Source organism: Pseudomonas sp. WS 5011 (assembly GCF_012985775.1).
Classification (GTDB): domain Bacteria; phylum Pseudomonadota; class Gammaproteobacteria; order Pseudomonadales; family Pseudomonadaceae; genus Aquipseudomonas; species Aquipseudomonas peli.
The window spans coordinates 1-17113 of sequence record NZ_JAAQXA010000013.1; the positions used below are offsets into that span (position 1 = coordinate 1).

At 59.1% G+C, this 17113-nt stretch carries 15 protein-coding genes; 3 read left to right on the plus strand and 12 right to left on the minus strand.

The genetic code is table 11. The features are described from left to right. On the plus strand, positions 1-207 hold a 207-nt coding region (locus tag HBN63_RS21705), incomplete at its 5' end, for a hypothetical protein (protein WP_223181881.1). Positions 208-353: 146 nt separating this feature from the next. On the opposite strand, the gene HBN63_RS14435 is transcribed toward HBN63_RS21705, so the two are convergent. The 6 genes from HBN63_RS14435 to puuE all read right to left on the minus strand — a co-directional run bounded on the left by HBN63_RS14435 (position 354) and on the right by puuE (position 6253). Next, positions 354-1226, minus strand: a complete 873-nt coding sequence (locus HBN63_RS14435) for an outer membrane protein OmpK (RefSeq protein ID WP_170049911.1) — start codon at positions 1224-1226, stop codon at positions 354-356. A gap of 608 nt (positions 1227-1834) precedes the next feature. Beyond that, positions 1835-3142 carry a urate hydroxylase PuuD gene (locus HBN63_RS14440; RefSeq protein WP_170049912.1) on the minus strand — a complete coding sequence of 436 codons (1308 nt, stop codon included), beginning with the start codon at positions 3140-3142 and terminating at the stop codon, positions 1835-1837. A gap of 48 nt (positions 3143-3190) precedes the next feature. After that, positions 3191-3694 (minus strand): ureidoglycolate lyase, encoded by a 504-nt coding sequence (locus tag HBN63_RS14445; RefSeq protein WP_170049913.1) that lies wholly within the window; start codon positions 3692-3694, stop codon positions 3191-3193. Between the two features lie 59 nt (positions 3695-3753). After that, the gene (alc, locus tag HBN63_RS14450; RefSeq protein ID WP_170049914.1) at positions 3754-4749 is read right to left on the minus strand and encodes an allantoicase; all 996 of its coding nucleotides are present in this window, start codon (positions 4747-4749) and stop codon (positions 3754-3756) included. Positions 4750-4799: 50 nt separating this feature from the next. Beyond that, complete coding sequence (uraD, locus tag HBN63_RS14455) at positions 4800-5315, minus strand: 2-oxo-4-hydroxy-4-carboxy-5-ureidoimidazoline decarboxylase (protein ID WP_170049915.1); 516 nt, start codon at positions 5313-5315, stop codon at positions 4800-4802. Beyond that, a complete protein-coding gene (gene puuE, locus HBN63_RS14460) occupies positions 5312-6253 on the minus strand; it encodes an allantoinase PuuE (RefSeq protein WP_170049916.1) in 942 nt (313 codons plus the stop codon). Before puuE ends, uraD begins: the two co-directional genes overlap by 4 nt. A gap of 413 nt (positions 6254-6666) precedes the next feature. Between puuE and uraH the strand changes: the two genes are divergently transcribed. Next, entirely contained in the window at positions 6667-7020 is a 354-nt protein-coding gene (gene uraH / locus HBN63_RS14465; RefSeq protein WP_090253575.1) for a hydroxyisourate hydrolase, read from the plus strand. Positions 7021-7172: 152 nt separating this feature from the next. Here the strand turns inward: uraH and HBN63_RS14470 are convergent, their stop codons facing one another. Beyond that, positions 7173-7799 (minus strand): LysE family translocator, encoded by a 627-nt coding sequence (locus HBN63_RS14470; RefSeq protein WP_170049917.1) that lies wholly within the window; start codon positions 7797-7799, stop codon positions 7173-7175. A gap of 67 nt (positions 7800-7866) precedes the next feature. Further along, positions 7867-9180, minus strand: coding sequence for an NCS2 family permease (locus tag HBN63_RS14475; protein WP_170049989.1), 1314 nt, complete (start codon positions 9178-9180; stop codon positions 7867-7869). Positions 9181-9845: 665 nt separating this feature from the next. Here HBN63_RS14475 and HBN63_RS14480 point away from each other — a divergent pair. Beyond that, positions 9846-10604, plus strand: a complete 759-nt coding sequence (locus tag HBN63_RS14480; RefSeq protein WP_090253579.1) for a GntR family transcriptional regulator — start codon at positions 9846-9848, stop codon at positions 10602-10604. Positions 10605-10676: 72 nt separating this feature from the next. On the opposite strand, the gene guaD is transcribed toward HBN63_RS14480, so the two are convergent. The 4 genes from guaD to xdhA all read right to left on the minus strand — a co-directional run bounded on the left by guaD (position 10677) and on the right by xdhA (position 16892). Next, complete coding sequence (guaD, locus tag HBN63_RS14485; protein ID WP_170049918.1) at positions 10677-11981, minus strand: guanine deaminase; 1305 nt, start codon at positions 11979-11981, stop codon at positions 10677-10679. Between the two features lie 61 nt (positions 11982-12042). Next, a complete protein-coding gene (gene xdhC / locus HBN63_RS14490) occupies positions 12043-12879 on the minus strand; it encodes a xanthine dehydrogenase accessory protein XdhC (protein ID WP_170049919.1) in 837 nt (278 codons plus the stop codon). Between the two features lie 184 nt (positions 12880-13063). Beyond that, positions 13064-15460, minus strand: coding sequence for a xanthine dehydrogenase molybdopterin binding subunit (xdhB, locus tag HBN63_RS14495; RefSeq protein WP_170049920.1), 2397 nt, complete (start codon positions 15458-15460; stop codon positions 13064-13066). After that, positions 15453-16892 carry a xanthine dehydrogenase small subunit gene (gene xdhA, locus HBN63_RS14500; RefSeq protein ID WP_170049921.1) on the minus strand — a complete coding sequence of 480 codons (1440 nt, stop codon included), beginning with the start codon at positions 16890-16892 and terminating at the stop codon, positions 15453-15455. The genes xdhB and xdhA overlap by 8 nt, the downstream gene beginning before the upstream one ends. Positions 16893-17113 lie beyond the last annotated feature (221 nt).

Below are 17113 nucleotides of genomic sequence, written 5' to 3' on the forward strand. Positions count from 1 at the left end.
CGTGACCGCCTGTTTCGGAACAGGCTGGAAATCGGTCACGTTGATAGCGAAATGAGCGGTCACGCGTTAGCGAAATGGCCGGTCACGATCTACCGAAACGACCGGTCACGGTGGGCCGAAATACGCACGCATCGGCCTGGAGCAGTGGAAGCTGGATTTTATCGAGCGCAAAAAGCTCAAGGACGCGCAATCGCAGTAATGCGCTGAGCTAACAAAAGCCGCTCCAATTGAGCGGTTTTTTCTGCGCGTAACAAGAGCGAATAGGCGCAATAAAAAAGGGGATGGCATCGTTGCCATCCCCTTTTTTATTGCGGGTTGCCGCCTACCCGGCGATCCGCATCAAGCACATGGGCTTAGAAGTGATACTTCACCAGCGCTTGTACTGCGGTCTGATCGAAGCCATCGGTGGAACCGTCGATTGGCTTGATACCGTACTTGTTGTGCCACATGTTCAGTTCTGTGCCGACATACAGTTTGCGACCTTCACCGAACAGCGCCTTGCCCGCATCCCATTTGATCTGGATTGAGGAGCCGACTGATGTCTGGGTGCCGGCATCCTTGGATGGCGCGCGCCAGTCGATGTAGCCGTCGACCACAAAGTCCTGCTCGCCAATGGCAAACGGATAAGCGCCGTTCACAGTCAGCTGGTAGGTGTGGCCGTTGCCCTTGTCCGATGCCTTGAAGTCATGATCGAAGAAGATGTGATTATTGACCTTCACCGCATACAGGTTGGCGTTCAGGTAGGCGAAGCCTGGAGCGTTCCAGGCGGTACCGATGCCGTACAGGTAGTTCTCGGTGCCAGGGCCGCCGTTGCCTTTTTCATAGGTAAAGGCTGCGTATACATCCTTCAGCGGGCCTGCGGACAGGTCCTGGCCGGTCAGCCAGCTGAGGCTGACGCGTGGCGAGAATTCCATGTAATAGAAGCTGTTCTTCTCATCGACATCCAGGTTGCCGAAGGTGCTGCCACGGGCCTGCTTGTTGTCGGCGTCGATGTAGTCGAGGAAGAAGAAGGTATCGCCCCAGGTCCAGCCACTGGCGTTTTCCAGGGTGAAGGTGGTCTGCGAGCGCTGTTCTTCGCCGTTGTTGTTCAGTCGCTGGAAGTTGCTGCCATAGAGGTAGGAGAGGCTGGTGTCTTGCCAGAGGAAGGCACCCTCGGCGAAGGCGTGCTGGCCGGTAAACAGACCGGCTGAGAGGGCGATGCAATGGGGCAGGTGCTTCAGTTTCATCACGTTTTCCTTGTTGTGGACTTACAGGGTTTCTCAGCCCCGTGGCGAACCGCAGGGTCGAACAGGCAAATAGGGTGACGTCTCAACTGGGCCGCTGGGGCGTGTTGAACTCATGCAGGGCGGCGTACAGCGAATTGGGCAGATCGGCCTGGGTTGGCTTTGGCAGCGTGGCTTTCGGGATAAGTTTGATTGTGGCCAGGGGGATAGCGCTGAGCCGTATCCGTGCGCGAACTACCAATGGGACGATCCGCTCGTGGCTGACCGCAGACGGAGCTGGGGTGCGTGGAGTGTGAGGGGTTGTCATGTCTGAGCCTGCCAGTTGTTCTTATATGGTCATGGGCTTACATGAGGCTTCACGGGCCTCTGTCCTGAATGCGACATAAAGTTGTCCGCATAGTCAGGTTGATTGACTATAGCAATTTGTTTACATCGTTAAAAACAATTTATTTAAATATTGTGCACAAAAATGCACCGCCAGTCAGGTTGCTGAGCGTTACGGCAAAACGTGCGTAGGACGTGTGGCTGGGCGTATTGGCGCGGGGAGGGGCGTGCGACAGTTGGCCGAAAGACAAATGCCGCACCCTGAGCGGGTGCGGCATGCGGGTGGATCAGTTGAGCTGTGCGCCCTGGTCGATCCATGAGCCGATCAAGTCGCGCTCTTCCTGGGTCATCTGGGTGATGTTGCCCAGCGGCATGATCTGTGAAGCCACGCTTTGCGCATGAATCTTTGCGGCTTGCGCTTTGATCTGCTCAGGGGTGTCGAGCATGAAGCCGGCCGGTGGCGCGCTGAACATTGGGCTGCTCGGCGTGGCTGAGTGACAGACGCTGCAGCGTTCCTGAATCACGCTGCTGACCTTGGCAAACTCGACAGCTGCTACAGCCGGTGCGGTGGCTGTCGGCTCAGCGGGTGTGCTGGCAGGTTCAGCTGCCTTGGCTACATCCGGATTACCGCTCACGGTAGTGGCCGGAATTTTTGCGTAGGTAATAGCGGCTGCTTTAGGCGCTTCGGTGCTGGCGGCTTTCATACTCGGCCCCGTGACGAACGCCAGGCAGATCATGCCCAGTGCGGCGGCAGGCAGGGTCCAGATGTACTTGCTGCTGTCATGGCGAGTGTTGAAGTAGTGGCGCACCAGTACCGCCAGCATCGCGATGCCCGCCAGGATCAGCCAGTTGTATTGGCTGCCGTAGGTGCTCGGGAAGTGGTTGCTGATCATGATGAACAGCACCGGCAGGGTGAAGTAGTTGTTGTGGCGCGAACGCAGCAGACCTTTGGCCGGCAGAGTCGGGTCCGGCGTGGTGTTGTCTTCGATGGCCTTAACCAGCGCGCGCTGGGCCGGCATGATGGTGAAGAACACGTTGCCGACCATGATGGTGCCGATAATCGCGCCGACATGGATATAGGCCGCACGGCCACTGAAGATCTGGCTGAAGCCATAGGCTGCAGCGATGATCAGCACGAACAGCACGGCGCCAAGCAGGGCCGGGCGCTTGCCCAGCGGCGAATCGCAGAGGAAGTGATACGCCACATAGCCCGCCACCATCGAACCGAAGCCGATGGCAATGGCCATTTCCGGGGCCAGATCAACGCCGGGTTTGACCAGGTACAGGCTTGGGTTTAGGTAGTACACCACCAGCATCAGGGCCACGCCCGACAGCCAGGTGAAATAGGCCTCCCATTTGAACCAGTGCAGGTTATCCGGCATTTTCGGCGGGGCCAGCTTGTATTTTTCCAGGTGGTAGATACCGCCACCGTGAATCGCCCAGAGGTCACCAGACAGGCCTTCGCGGGGATTGCTGCGGTTGAGGTTGTTTTCCAGCCAGACGAAATAGAAGGATGCGCCGATCCAGGCGATGCCGGTGATCATATGGATCCAGCGGATACCCAGGTTCAGCCACTCAGTCAAATGCGCTTCCACAATCAGTACCTCTTTCCCGCAGGCCGACACGCCGGCTGCAGGCTTCTCTTATTGGTGGGGGGCGAGGAGCAGTTGCTCGTCGTCGGTAAAGAAATGCTCATCGCAGTTGTTGCCAGAACCACTGCGATCAACCACCAGGAAGTCATCCCGCTTTTCGATCGTCAGCACCGGGTGGTGCCAAACGCCGCGATGGTAATTAATGCCCTGCCTGCCGTTGCTGCGGAAGGCGCGGACCAACTCTGATTCAGGTGCATCGCCAAGTGGCGCGACCACGATCAGAAAGGGGTTGCCGAGCAGTGGGATAAACGCCTGACTGCCCTGCGGATGACGCTCCAGCATGCGAATGGTCAGCGGCATATCCAGGGCCTCGGCACTGAAAATGCTGATGATCGCCTTATCCTCTGGCTGTGCGGTCTCGACCGTGGCCAGTTTGTGATAACGGCGAGTGGAGCCATTGTTGATCATGAAGAATTCGCTGCCTTCGGTTTCGATAACGTCACCAAAGGGAGCGAAGGCTTCTTTGCTTAGCGGCTCGATGATCAATGTGCGCATGTGGGTCTTCTTGTTCGTTCGTTTATGCCCCTCTCCCAATGGGAGAGGGGTTTATTGGCTTACTTGGCGACTTTGCCGAACAGGCGCAGGCGGCTGATACCACCGTCCGGGAACACGTTCACCCGTACGTGGGTGATCGGGCCCAGCGCTTTGATCTGCTCGCTGAACTCGTGTTCGGCGTGCATCTGCAGTTTCTGGCTCGGCAGCAGGTCGCGCCAGAACAGGCTCTGGGTTTCGATCTGGCTGTCGGTGCCGCCTTTGACGAAGGCGCCCTGGATTGAGCAGCTGTCCGGGTAGTTGCCTTTGAAGTGCAGGGTGTCGACGACGATGTGTTCGATCTCGCCCGGATGGCCGAGGGCGACGATTACCCAGTCGTTACCTGGCGTGCGACGACGTGCGGTTTCCCAGCCGTCGCCCATGTTGATACCACGGCCCGGGTTGAGGATGTTGCTCATGCGGCCGAAGTGTTCGTCCGAGCAGGCCAGGGCGCGACCGCCATTCAGTGCGGCTGCCAGGTCGATCTGCTCGTTGTCGCCAACGTTGCTCCAGTCACGGAACGGTACGCCGTAAACGCGCAGACGAGCGACGCCGCCGTCTGGGTAGATGTTGAAGCGCAGGTGGGTGAAGGCCTGGGCGTTATTGATTTCGTGATAGTGGTGGCTGTTGCCCTGCAACTCGACAGCGCCCAGCACCTCAGTCCACTGGGTGGCGTCGGTTGGGTCACCTTCGGCGACGAAGCAGCCTTCCAGGGATGCCGACGGCGGGAAGTTACCGGTGAAGAAACTGGTGTCGATGTCCACGCCCTTGATCGAGCCCGGCACGCCCAGGCGGATTACCGCGCTGTCGTAACCCTCGAAGCGCTTGCGGCGCGATTCCCAGCCATCCATCCACTTGCCGTTGTCATCGAACACGCCTTCCTTCCATACGGCCGGGGTCGGCTGGAACAGACGGTTGACGTCAGCAAACCAGTCGTCGGTGACCGAGATGGCCTTGGTTCCCAGGCGTGCGTCGGCGAGGTTGACGTATTTCTCAAAGGGTACGGCGTAAGCTTTCATGAAATGTCTGCCTTAGATGATGGCGTTGGGGAGGGCGGTGGGCTTGCGCCTTACAGCTGCTGCAAGCGGAACAGCGCGATCTTGTTGATCTCGGCCAGGGCGCAGGCGAATTCCTGCTCCGGGGAGTTGTGAATCCGCTCCTCGAAGGCCGCCAGGATCTGGTGCCGATTGCTGCCTTTCACCGCCATGATGAAGGGGAAGCCGAACTTGGCTTTGTAGGCATCGTTCAGTTCGGTAAAGCGGGCGAACTCTTCTGCGGTGCATTCATGAATGCCCGCACCAGCCTGCTCCGACGTCGAAGAGGCGGTTAACTCACCACGAACGGCTGCCTTGCCGGCCAGGTCCGGGTGAGCATTGATCAGCGCCAGCTGTGCAGCATGGCTGGCACTGAGCAACAGGTCGGCCATGCGCTGATGCAGGCCGTTGATTTCATTGATGCTGTCGTCCTGGCCCAGGTCAAAAGCCTTTTCGGCGACCCAGGGCGAGTGCTCGTAGATATCAGCGAAGACGTTGACGAAGTCTTCACGGCTCAAACGGGACGGGGTCAGGGTTTGAAAACGGCTCATTTCAAGCTCTCCTTGGATGGCTCTTGCAGCGGATGGGTCGCGTGCCAGTGTTTGGCGATGTCGACGCGGCGGGCGCACCAGACTTTTTCGTGGCTCTGCACGTATTCAAGGAAGCGCGCGAGTGATGCCAGACGCGCCGGACGGCCGAGCAGGCGGCAATGCATGCCAATCGAAAGCATCTTCGGCGCGCCGGCCACGCCTTCGGCGTAAAGCACATCGAAAGCGTCTTTCAGGTATTCGAAGAAATCGTCGCCCTTGTTGAAGCCCTGCACCTGGGTGAAGCGCATGTCGTTGGTGTCCAGCGTGTAAGGGATCACCAGGTGCGGTTTGGCTACGGTGCTGGCCGGGTCCCAGTAGGGCAGGTCGTCGTCGTAGGTGTCGCTGTCATACAGAAAGCCACCTTCTTCACGTACCAGGCGGCGAGTGTTCGGGCCGAGGCGGCCGGTGTACCAGCCCACCGGGCGTTCGCCGGTCAGTTCAGTCAGGATGCGGATGGCTTCAAGCATATGCTCGCGCTCTTCGGCTTCGCTCATGTTCTGGTAGTCGATCCAGCGGTAACCGTGGCTGCAGATCTCGTGGCCTGCGGCGACCATCGCCTTGATCGCATCTGGATGACGCTGCGCAGCCATGGCCACGGCAAAGATGGTCAGCGGGATGTTGTGCTTTTGGAACAGGTTCAGCAAACGCCAGACGCCGGCACGGCTGCCATACTCGTAGAGCGATTCCATGCATAGGTTGCGCTGGCCTTGCAGCGGCTGCGCGGAAACCATCTCGGAGAGAAACGCCTCGGATTCCTTGTCGCCGTGCAGGATGTTGCGCTCGCCACCTTCCTCGTAATTGAGAACAAACGACAGGGCGATGCGCGCATCATTCGGCCAATGCGGGTGGGGCGGGTTGTTGGCGTAACCGATCAGGTCGCGTGGGTAGTCAGCGCTCACTGCAGTCTTCCTTCTTGCTGTTTGTGGCGGTCATTGGGCAAGCATAAATGCGATGCACGACCGTGATGGGCTAATTGTATACAAAGTGCTTTGCATCTTGTAAATCTAAAATTCACTTATTTTGTGAAATTTTGCCTTAACGCTGAATCTGTCCAATGCGTCAGCTGTTGTTGTGCAAAAGCAGTGCTCGCAAGCACTTATGGCCGATTTGCTGCCCGTTTACGGTGCGCATAGCAGGCGTAATGATCGATTTATTGTGTACAGTTTTTTATAAAAGTGTCTTATTTTTTAATTTCAGCATGCTATGCTTCAGCTCAGTCGAGGCTGCTTAGCCTGATAAATCTGCCGAATTCAATAAAAGTAGAGGAGGTGCGGCGTCTACGTAGGCTTATCTGCGCAGGTGCCCATAAGCGATGGGACGATTGACCACACACGTACTGGATGCCGCCCATGGTTGCCCAGGCAGCGAACTGAAAATTGAGTTGTATCGCGTTGAAGGGGCTCAGATGGAGCTGCTCAATAGCGTTGTCACCAACCACGACGGGCGCTGTGATGCGCCGGTGCTGCAGGGTGACGATTACCGTAGCGGGGTTTATCAGCTGCATTTCCATGCTGGCGATTACTACCGCGCTCGCGGCGTCAAATTGCCTGAACAGGCCTTTCTCGATGTTGTGGTGCTGCGCTTCGGCATCGATGCCGGGCAGGAGCATTACCACGTGCCGCTGCTGATTTCCCCTTACAGCTACTCCACCTACCGCGGTAGCTGAACCGAATGCTTGTCACCCTCTGACTCAATTTAAGAGTCCCTAGCCCGTACACACTGCGGGCTTTTTTTGCCTGCGATTTGAGGTGCTGATCGGGGCCGGGTGTTTGGGCTGCGCGAAACCCAAACAATGGGCTTCGCACGCTCAGCAATAACCTAGCGGCTAAGCAGTGAGGCCGCGCCAGCCCCGCCAAACAAGGCCGCGCTGATGCGGTTGAACCACACCTGGCCCTTGCCCGAACGCAGGTAGCGCGCCGCGCCCTGGGCACTGAGGCCGTAGAACAGCTTGCAGGCCAAGTCCAGCAACGCCCAGGTGGCGATCATCACCAGCAGCTGGCCAAGCATGGGCCGCTCGGCGCTGATGAACTGCGGCAAGAAGGCTGCAAAGAACAGGATGTCTTTGGGGTTACTGGCGCCCAGGCCGAAGGCCTTCCAGAACATGGCACGAAAGCTCGGGTTGGCCGGCTGCTCTTCGGCCGTCATAGGCTTGGCGGCTTTGCGCGATTCCTGCCAGCTTTGCCAGGCGAGGTAAAACAGGTACAGCGCGCCGACAATCTTCAGCAAGCTGAACAGCTGTTCCGAGGCCAGCAGCAGTGCGCCAAGGCCAAGGGCTGAAGCGCTCAACAGGCAGATCGAGGCTGACACCCCACCAATAAAGGCCGGGGCCGAACGGCGCAGGCCATAGTTCAGGCTGTTGCTGACCATCAACAGTGATAGCGGCCCGGGGATCAGAATCACCACCAGTGCAGCACTTGCGAATAACAGCCAGGTTTCCAGATTCATTAGTGATTCTCCAGATGCGCAAAAGCCCCGACGCGCGCGCCGGGGCTTGGTTACCAGCCGGCCAACCTTACAGGAAGGCGAACTTGGCGATAAAAATGATGCACAGAACGTACAAGCTCAGCGATACCTTGTCGCGCTGACCGGTCAGCAGTTTCAGTGTCGCGTAGGTCAGGAAGCCCAGGGCAATACCGTTGGCGATAGAGAAGGTCAGCGGCATCATGACCACGGTGACGATCGCCGGGATGGTGTCGGTGTGATCTTTCCAGTCGATATGCGCCATGCCGCTCATCATCAGCATCGCTACATAAATCAGCGCGCCAGCGGTGGCGTAGGCGGGGATCATCCCAGCCAGCGGGGCAAAGAACATCGCGCCGAGAAACAGCACACCAACGGTAATAGCTGTCAGACCGGTACGGCCACCGGCAGCTACACCAGCAGCACTTTCCACATAGCTGGTTACCGGCGGGCAACCGACCATGGCACCAACCACGCTGGAGGTACTGTCAGCCTTGAGGGCCTTGGCTAGGTTCTGGATCTTGCCGTCTTCATCCACCAGGTTGGCACGGTGGGCAACGCCCATCAGGGTACCGGCCGTGTCGAACATGTTGACGAAGAGGAAGGCCAGAATCACGCTGACCATGGCAATGTTGAAGGCCCCGGCAATGTCCATCGCCATAAAGGTCGGCGCCAGGCTTGGCGGCATGGAAACCAGGCCGTTGTATTCAACCAGGCCCACAGCCCAGCCGATGGCAGTCACGCCGAGCATGCTGAACAGGATGGCGCCGAACACATTGCGATGGCTCAGTACGGCAATCAGCAGGAAGCACACGGCCGCCAGGATTGCACTCGGTTCACCGAACGAGCCCATGGTCAGCAACGTGGCTGGGCTGTCGACGACGATGCCTGCGGTTTTCAAACCGATCAGCCCGAGGAACAAGCCCACTCCCGCACCCATTGCAAAGCGTAGGCTCATGGGGATGCTGTTAAGCAGCCACTCGCGGATCTTCGACAGGCTCATGATCATAAAGAGCACGCCGGAGATAAACACCGCGCCCAGGGCAATCTGCCAGCTGTAGCCCATTTCGCCGACCACGGTGTAGGTGAAGAAGGCGTTCAAGCCCATGCCGGGTGCCAAGCCAACAGGCCAGTTGGCATACAGTCCCATCAGGAAGCAGCCCAGGGCTGCACCGATGCACGTGGCAACAAAGGCTGCGCCATGGTCGACGCCGGCCGAAGCCATGATGTTGGGGTTAACGAAGATGATGTAAGCCATGGTGACGAAAGTCGTCAGGCCCGCCAGCAGCTCGGTTTTGATTGTGGTGCGGTGTTCGGTCAGTTTGAAGAAGCGGTCAAGCAGACCGGGTTTGATCAGCTCTTGCATCTGCGTCGCCTGTTGTTCTTGTTTAGCGCTTTCCACAGGGGTACTCCTCATCTCTTGTTGTGTGCCACCCAGAGCCTGTGCTGCGCACTGCTCGACTCTTGAGGTAGGTGGTGTTTTTTTGCCTTGCTGGCGTGCTTAGCTGACCTTTCGGTCAAGAAATAACGCTGAGGCCGATTATGATGTTGTATACAAAAAAAGCAAATAATGTTTCTGGTTAAAAGCTGCTATGTACTCGGCTTTTTTACCTATGCAGTACCTGTCCTGTTTCTGATGTGTTCCGCAGCATTTGTTTCGCCGATCTAACGAGGCCTTTACACCCCTCATGATCAGTGGGGCTTCGGCAATAATCGTGGGCTTCGCGGTGTTGCCGCCGTAATTCACCAGGGCGGTTGCTAAGCAGATTCGCGAACAAGAAAAATGCTGCATATAAGAAATGAATCTGCCGACTGCGCGTTCTTCGGCAGAGAGGTGCGAACAGAAAGCGTGTGCAAATGCACCTTTGCACAAGGGTTATGCCTTGGTAGCGGTGTACGTGCTGGTTACATTGTGTACAATGCAAAGGCTTTTTATTTGTGACTTTTCACTGATTTGCCGCTTGCCAGAGGGTAGGTAGCACACAGTAGAGTTGCATCAGCAACCGCCGAACCTTGATCACGCGAGCCACAATGAACGAACAATTGCAGCCCCTTAAGAAGCAGACGCGCGAAGGCAAAAGCACTCGCAGCGGGACTCAGGACGATGTCGTTTACGCCCATATCTTCGATGCCATTCTTGAGCAGCGTCTGGCTCCTGGCACCAAGCTCAGTGAAGAGGCGCTCGGTGAAATCTTCGGCGTCAGCCGCACCATCATCCGTCGCGCCTTGTCGCGCCTGGCCCATGAAGGCGTAGTGCTGTTGCGGCCTAACCGTGGCGCGGTAGTAGCCAGTCCGGGGGCGGAAGAAGCGCGGCAGATCTTTTATGTGCGCCGCATGATCGAGCGGGCGATTACCGAACTGGCCTGCAAGAACGCCAAGCCGGAACAGATTGCCGCGCTGCGCCAGATGGTGATCGATGAGCGCGACTGTTTCGCCCGTGGTGATCGCGGCATGGGCATTCGCCTGTCGGGTGAGTTCCACCTGAAACTCGCCGAAGCCGCCGGCAACCTGACTTTGCTGGGCTTTCTGCGCAGCCTGATTTCCCAGACCTCGCTGATCATCGCCCTCTACGAAAGCAACAGCCGCACGCATTGCTCGGATGCCGAACACGACCAGGTGATTGATGCCATCGAAGCCGGCAATGTGGAAGTGGCCGTGGACCTGATGATGCGCCACATGGACAGCGTCGACGCCAAGCTCAACCTGGATGGCGAAACCGCTTCCGATGACCTGCATGCGGTGTTCTCGCACCTGCTGCCAGGCAGCAAGAAGAAAGCCGCGAGCCGCTGATTGGGGCAACCGGCCTAAACGAAAAAGCCCGCTCAATGAGCGGGCTTTTTCTTGGTTGGGGTTTTACCGACCTCAATCGCGGCGGTGCACTGACTGGCCGGCAGCGAAGGTTTCCTTCACCGCGCGGTCGTCGCCGAGCATGGTCAGGGCAAAGAGTTTTTCTTCCAGGGTCTTGGCCTGTTGCATGCGGTAGCTGATCAGCGGCGTCGCGTTGTAGTCGAGGACCAGGAAGTCGGCGTCTTTGCCGCTTTCGAAGTTGCCGATCTTGTCGTCCAGGTACAGCGCGTTGGCGCCGCCGAGGGTGGCCAGGTACAGCGACTTGAACGGGTCGAGCTTCTTGCCCTGCAGCTGCATGACCTTGTAGGCCTCATTCAGCGATTGCAGCTGACTAAAGCTCGTGCCGGCACCCACATCGGTGCCCAGGCCGACGCGCACGCCGTGCTGTTCTAGCTTATTCAGATCGAACAGACCGCTGCCGAGGAACAGGTTGGAGGTCGGGCAGAAGGCCACGGCCGAGCCGGTTTCGGCCAGGCGTTTGCATTCGTCGTCGCACAGGTGCACGCCGTGGGCGAATACAGAGCGGGCGCCGATCAGCTTGTAGTGGTCGTACACATCCAGGTAGCCCTTGCGCTCGGGGAACAGCGCCTTGACCCACTCGATTTCCTTGCGGTTCTCGGACAGGTGGGTGTGCATATACAGGTCCGGGTACTCGCCCAGCAGCTTGCCCGCCAGGGTCAGTTGTTCCGGGGTGCTGGTGGGGGCAAAACGTGGGGTCACGGCGTAATGCAGGCGGCCCTTGCCGTGCCAGCGTTCGATCAGCTCCTTGCTGTCGGTATAACCGGATTCCGGGGTGTCGGTCAGGTAATCCGGAGCGTTGCGGTCCATCAGCACCTTACCGGCGATCATGCGCAGGTTCAGCGCTTCGGCAGCTTCGAAGAAGGCGTCTACCGACTGCTTGTGCACTGTGCCGAACACCAGGGCGGTGGTGGTGCCGTTGCGCAGCAGCTCCTTCAGGAAGATACCGGCCACGTCGCTTGCATGGGCCTTGTCGGCAAACTGCTGCTCGGTGGGGAAGGTGTAGGTGTTCAGCCAATCCAGCAGCTGTTCGCCGTAGGAGGCGATCATCCCGGTCTGCGGGTAGTGGATATGGGTGTCGATAAAGCCGGGGGTGATCAGCGCGTCGCGGTATTCGGTGATCTCAACGCCCTTGAGACTGGGCAGCAGATCGGCGGCGTGGCCGACGTTGGCCACCTGGCCGTTCTCGATAAGCAGCAGGCCGTCTTCGAAATACTCATAGGATTGCTCAACGCCTACCACGGCTGGGTCAGCAATGCTGTGCAGGATGGCGGCGCGGTAGGCTTTCACTGGGCTAGTCATGTAACGCTGATCTCAATCTATGGAGTTGGTCGCTCAGGCGCGCGGGCGCCTGGGCAGATAGTCAGGCCTGGCTTCGGCGAGAGGCGGGCAGCAGCTTGGCAACGCTGGGCTGGCCTTTTTTGCTCTCTTGGCCAAAGGCAGCGTTATAGGTGGCGATCACTTCGCCGGCGATGGACACGGCAATTTCTACCGGCAACTTGCCTTTGACCTCAGCCAACCCCATCGGGCAGCGCATGCGCGTTACCACTGCTGGATCGAAGCCGCGATCACGCAGGCGGTGTTCGAATTTGGCGCGTTTGGTCTGCGAGCCGATCAGGCCGTAGTAGGCAAAGTCATTGCGTTTGAGGATTGCGGCGGTCAGCTCCAGGTCGAGCTGATGGTTGTGGGTCATGACGATAAAGTAGCTGCCGGCGGGCATGCGTTCGATCTCGTCGATCACCTCTTCATTGACCACCTTGTCCACGCCTGCGGGGATCTGCTCGGGAAACTCGTTTTCCCGCGAGTCGATCCAGCGCACCTTGCATGGCAGGCTGGCGAGCAGCGGCGCCAGGGCGCGGCCAACGTGGCCGGCGCCAAACACGGCAATCTGTGCCTGGGGCTGGCCCATGGGTTCGAACAGCAGCACAGTGGCACCGCCGCAGCACTGGCCAAGGCTGGCGCCGAGGCTGAAGCGCTCCAGGCGGGTGTCCTGGCTGCGGCTGCTGAGCATTTCGCGGGCCAGCTCCATCGCCTTGAATTCCAGATGACCGCCACCGATGGTCTCGAAGATGCGGTCAGCGGTGACCACCATTTTCGAGCCAGCATTGCGCGGGGTTGAGCCGCGTTCTTCGATGATAGTCACCAGCACGCAGGGTTCACCGCGTTGCTGCAGGTCGGCGAGGGCGCTGATCCAGCTCATTTGCTCAGCCTCCAGGAAGGCGTGGTCTGTCCGGGGCGCGGCAAGCGCCAGTTGCTCGGGGACGGATCCAGTATGGGTACGGGTATCGGTCGGGGTGTCTGGGTTTTTGGCTCGGTGTGTTTTGTCATTGTTGTACACCTGTGTGTGCAGTGCCTGGGTGGGTGACCACCCAGGCGGTTTGGCATTACGCCGGTTCTACCTCTGCAGCGGCGGCCGACTTGGCGGTCTGCTGCAGTTTCTTCATTTGCTCCACACCCCAGAGCACGCGCTCAGGCGTGGCCGGCGCGTCGATCTGCGGCTGTACGCGGTAGTCCGCCAGGCTGGCCACGGCGTCCTTGATCGCACACCACACGGCGATGCCAAGCATGAAGGGTGGTTCACCAACGGCCTTGGAGTGGAACACGGTGTCTTCCGGGTTCTTGCGGTTTTCCACCAGGTTGACGCGCAGGTCCAGTGGCATGTCGGCAATGGCCGGAATCTTGTAGCTGGCCGGACCATTGGTCATCAGCTTGCCTTTGCCGTTCCACACCAGCTCTTCCATGGTCAGCCAACCCATGCCTTGAACGAATGCGCCTTCGACCTGACCGATGTCCAGCGCCGGGTTCAGTGAAGCGCCGACGTCATGCAGGATGTCGGTGCGCAGCATCTTGTACTCGCCCGTCAGGGTGTCGACGATAACCTCGGAGCAGGCGGCGCCGTAGGCGAAGTAGTAGAACGGGCGGCCGGCGGCCTTGTCACGGTCGTAGTAGATCTTCGGCGTGCGATAGAACCCGGTGCTGGAAAGCGATACCTGGCCGAAGTAGGCCTTCTGAATCACTTCCTCGAAGCTCAGGAACAGATCGCGTACGCGCACCTGGCTGTTGCGGAACTCCACATCTTCCGGGGTGACCTTGTATTCGCGAACCAGGAAATCAATCAGACGCTGCTTGAGGGTTTCGGCGGCATTCTGTGCGGCCTTACCGTTCAGGTCGGCACCCGAGGAGGCTGCAGTCGGCGAGGTGTTTGGCACCTTGTCGGTATTGGTGGCGGTGATCTGGATGCGCGAGATATCCACCTGCAGCACTTCGGCGACGATCTGCGCGACCTTGGTATTGAGGCCCTGGCCCATCTCGGTACCGCCATGGTTCAGGTGGATCGAACCGTCGGTGTAGATATGGATCAGCGCGCCGGCCTGGTTGAGGAAAGTGGCGGTAAAGCTGATACCGAATTTCACCGGGGTCAGCGCCAGGCCTTTCTTCAACACTGGGCTCTTGGCATTGAACGCGCGGATTTCTTCGCGGCGCTTGGCGTAGTCACTGCTGGCTTCCAGTTCGGCGGTCATCTCGTGGATAACGTTGTGCTCGACGGTCTGGTGGTAGTGGGTGACGTTGCGCTCGGTCTTGCCGTAGTAGTTGAGCTTGCGTACTTCCAGCGGGTCTTTGCCCAGGCTGCGGGCGACCGCATCCATGATCTCTTCGATGGCGACCATGCCCTGCGGGCCGCCGAAGCCGCGGTAGGCGGTGTTCGACGCGGTGTTGGTCTTGCAGCGGTGGCCATTGATGGTGGCGTTGCCGAGGAAGTAGGCGTTGTCCGAGTGGAACATCGCGCGGTCGACAATCGAGCCAGACAGATCTGGCGAGTAGCCGCAGTTGCCGGCGAGTTCAATCTCGATGCCATGCAGCAGGCCGTTGTCATCGAAGCCCACGTCGTATTCAACGTAGAACGGATGACGTTTGCCGGTGATCTGCATGTCTTCAACGCGCGGCAGGCGCATCTTGGTCGGCCGGCCAGTGAGGTGGGCGATCACCGCACACAGGCACGCCGGGCCTGCGGCCTGGGTTTCCTTGCCGCCGAAACCGCCGCCCATGCGGCGCATGTCGATCACAATCTTGTGCATCGGTACGCCAAGCACTTCGGCCACCAGTTTCTGCACTTCGGTGGCGTTCTGCGTCGAGGTGTAGACGATCATGCCGCCGTCTTCGGTGGGCATTACCGAGGAAATCTGAGTCTCTAGGTAGAAGTGTTCCTGGCCGCCGATATGCAGGCTGCCTTGCAGGCGACGCGGCGCGGTGGCCAATTCGGCGGCGGAATTGCCGATCTTGTGCTGGTGGCTGTCGAGAACGAAATGCTTCTTGCGCAGTGCATCGACCACGTCGAGCACCGGTTCAAGGTCTTCGTACTCGATGATTGCGGCCATGGCCGCCTTACGGGCGGTTTCCAGGCTGTCGGCGCCTACGGCGATCACCACCTGGCCAACGTATTCGACCTTGCCATCCGCCAGCAGCGGGTCACCGGCGACTACTGGACCGATGTCTAACTGGCCGGGTACATCCTTGCTGGTAATCGCAATGGCCACGCCAGGAATGGCGTAACAGGGCGCGGTATCGATGCTGACGATGCGCGCGTGGGCGCGGTCGCTCATGCGGGCATAAACGTGCAGCTGATTCGGAAATTCCAGACGGTCGTCGACGTAGATGGCTTCGCCGGAGACGTGTTTGTCCGCGCTTTCATGTTTGACGCTCTTGCCGACGCCGGTGGTGATGTCGGCACGGAACAGCTCTGCCAGCTCAGCCTGGGTTTTGTGTTGGATGTGGTTAGACATAAGCGGTCACCCGGGTTTCGACTTCGGGAGCTTGCAGCTCGAGGAAGAATTTACGCAGCAGATTCTGTGCAGTGAGCAGGCGGTATTCCTTGCTGGCGCGGAAGTCGCTGAGCGGGGTGAAGTCCTCGGCCAGTGCAGCACAGGCGCGTTCGATCACACCTGGATACCAGGCCGAGCCTTGCAGGGCGGCTTCACAGGCAGCGGCGCGTTTCGGGATGGCCGCCATACCGCCAAAGGCGATACGTGCGCTTTGCACTACGCCATCTTCGACCACCAAGTTGAATGCGGCGCACACGGCGGAGATGTCGTCGTCTAGGCGCTTGGACACCTTGTAGGCGCGGAACGCTTGGCTGGGCTGATGGCGCGGCACGATGATTTTCTCGATAAATTCGGCTTCCTGGCGCGCAGTCACCTTGTAGTCGAGGAAGTAGTCTTCGATCGGCAGGGTGCGGCTGGTGTTGCCTTTGCGCAGCACGATCTGCGCGCCGAGGGCGATCAGCAGCGGCGGGGCGTCGCCAATCGGCGAGGCGTTGCCGATATTGCCGCCCAGGGTGCCCTGGTTGCGGATTTGCAGGGAGGCGAAACGGTGCAACAGCTCGCCGAAGTCCGGGTAATCCTGGGCCAGAGCGGCGTAGCAATCGGAAAGGGCGGTTGCAGCACCGATTTCGATGCTTTCGGCGGTCACTTCGACGCGCTTCATCGCTTCGATATGGCCGACGTAGATCATCACCGGCAGTTCGCGGTGGAACTGGGTGACTTCCAGGGCCAGGTCGGTGCCGCCAGCCAGCAGACGCGCTTCCGGGTTGGCTGCGTAAATATCGGCCAGGTCAGCCACCGTCAGCGGCAACAGGCAGCGTTTGTCGCCACTGTTGAGCTCGGCAGTATCCTGCGGGGCGATGGCTTTCAGTTGCGCAACGGTTTGCGCTTCGGCAGCGTCGAACTGGTCTGGCTGTTTCTGGCAGCAGGCCTGTTCGGCGGCATCGATAATCGGACGGTAGCCGGTGCAGCGGCAGAGGTTGCCGGCCAGGGCTTCCATGGTGTCAGCCTTGTCGAAGCCGCTGCTGTTTTTCTGCAGGGCGAACAGCGACATGACGAAACCCGGGGTGCAGAAGCCGCACTGCGAGCCGTGGCAGTCGACCATGGCCTGTTGCACGCTGTGCAGTTGGCCTTGGTGCTTGAGGTCTTCAACCGTGATCAGCTGTTTGCCGTGCAGGTTGGAAACGAAGGTCAGGCAGGAGTTGAGGGTTCGATAACGCACGCGCTCGCCATCCAGTTCACCGACCACCACGGTGCAGGCACCGCAATCGCCAGAGGCGCAGCCTTCTTTGGTTCCGGATTTGCCGAGATGCTCACGCAGGTAATTGAGCACGGTGACGTTTGGGTCGAGGGCATGCTCAGTACGCAGCTCCCGGTTGAGTAAAAACTGGATCAAGGACGACCTCCAGGCACTTTATTGTTCTCGTATCAGGCTCTGCTGAAACGACTGAGCACAATGGCACAGCGTTTCCACACGGCTTGGCATGAGGCGAATCTAGAATTTTCTGACTTTAGGGTCAACAAATATTTGACTCTTTGGTCAGGCGATTGTCATGCGATTCAGTTATGAGCGCGAAAAGCCCTGCAGCTCGGTTAAACGCTAGCCGTTTTTATGCC

Excerpts from the sequence above, each read along its gene's own strand:
- xdhC (WP_170049919.1), bottom strand. The coding sequence starts at position 12,879 with ATGAGCTGGATCAGCGCCCTCGCCGACCTGCAGCAACGCGGTGAACCC.
- xdhB (WP_170049920.1), bottom strand. The coding sequence starts at position 15,460 with ATGTCTAACCACATCCAACACAAAACCCAGGCTGAGCTGGCAGAGCTG.
- HBN63_RS14435 (WP_170049911.1), bottom strand. The coding sequence starts at position 1,226 with ATGAAACTGAAGCACCTGCCCCATTGCATCGCCCTCTCAGCCGGTCTG.
- guaD (WP_170049918.1), bottom strand. The coding sequence starts at position 11,981 with ATGACTAGCCCAGTGAAAGCCTACCGCGCCGCCATCCTGCACAGCATT.
- uraD (WP_170049915.1), bottom strand. The coding sequence starts at position 5,315 with ATGAGCCGTTTTCAAACCCTGACCCCGTCCCGTTTGAGCCGTGAAGAC.
- HBN63_RS14475 (WP_170049989.1), bottom strand. The coding sequence starts at position 9,180 with ATGCAAGAGCTGATCAAACCCGGTCTGCTTGACCGCTTCTTCAAACTG.
- HBN63_RS14480 (WP_090253579.1), top strand. The coding sequence starts at position 9,846 with ATGAACGAACAATTGCAGCCCCTTAAGAAGCAGACGCGCGAAGGCAAA.
- uraH (WP_090253575.1), top strand. The coding sequence starts at position 6,667 with ATGGGACGATTGACCACACACGTACTGGATGCCGCCCATGGTTGCCCA.
- HBN63_RS14445 (WP_170049913.1), bottom strand. The coding sequence starts at position 3,694 with ATGCGCACATTGATCATCGAGCCGCTAAGCAAAGAAGCCTTCGCTCCC.
- HBN63_RS14470 (WP_170049917.1), bottom strand. The coding sequence starts at position 7,799 with ATGAATCTGGAAACCTGGCTGTTATTCGCAAGTGCTGCACTGGTGGTG.
- alc (WP_170049914.1), bottom strand. The coding sequence starts at position 4,749 with ATGAAAGCTTACGCCGTACCCTTTGAGAAATACGTCAACCTCGCCGAC.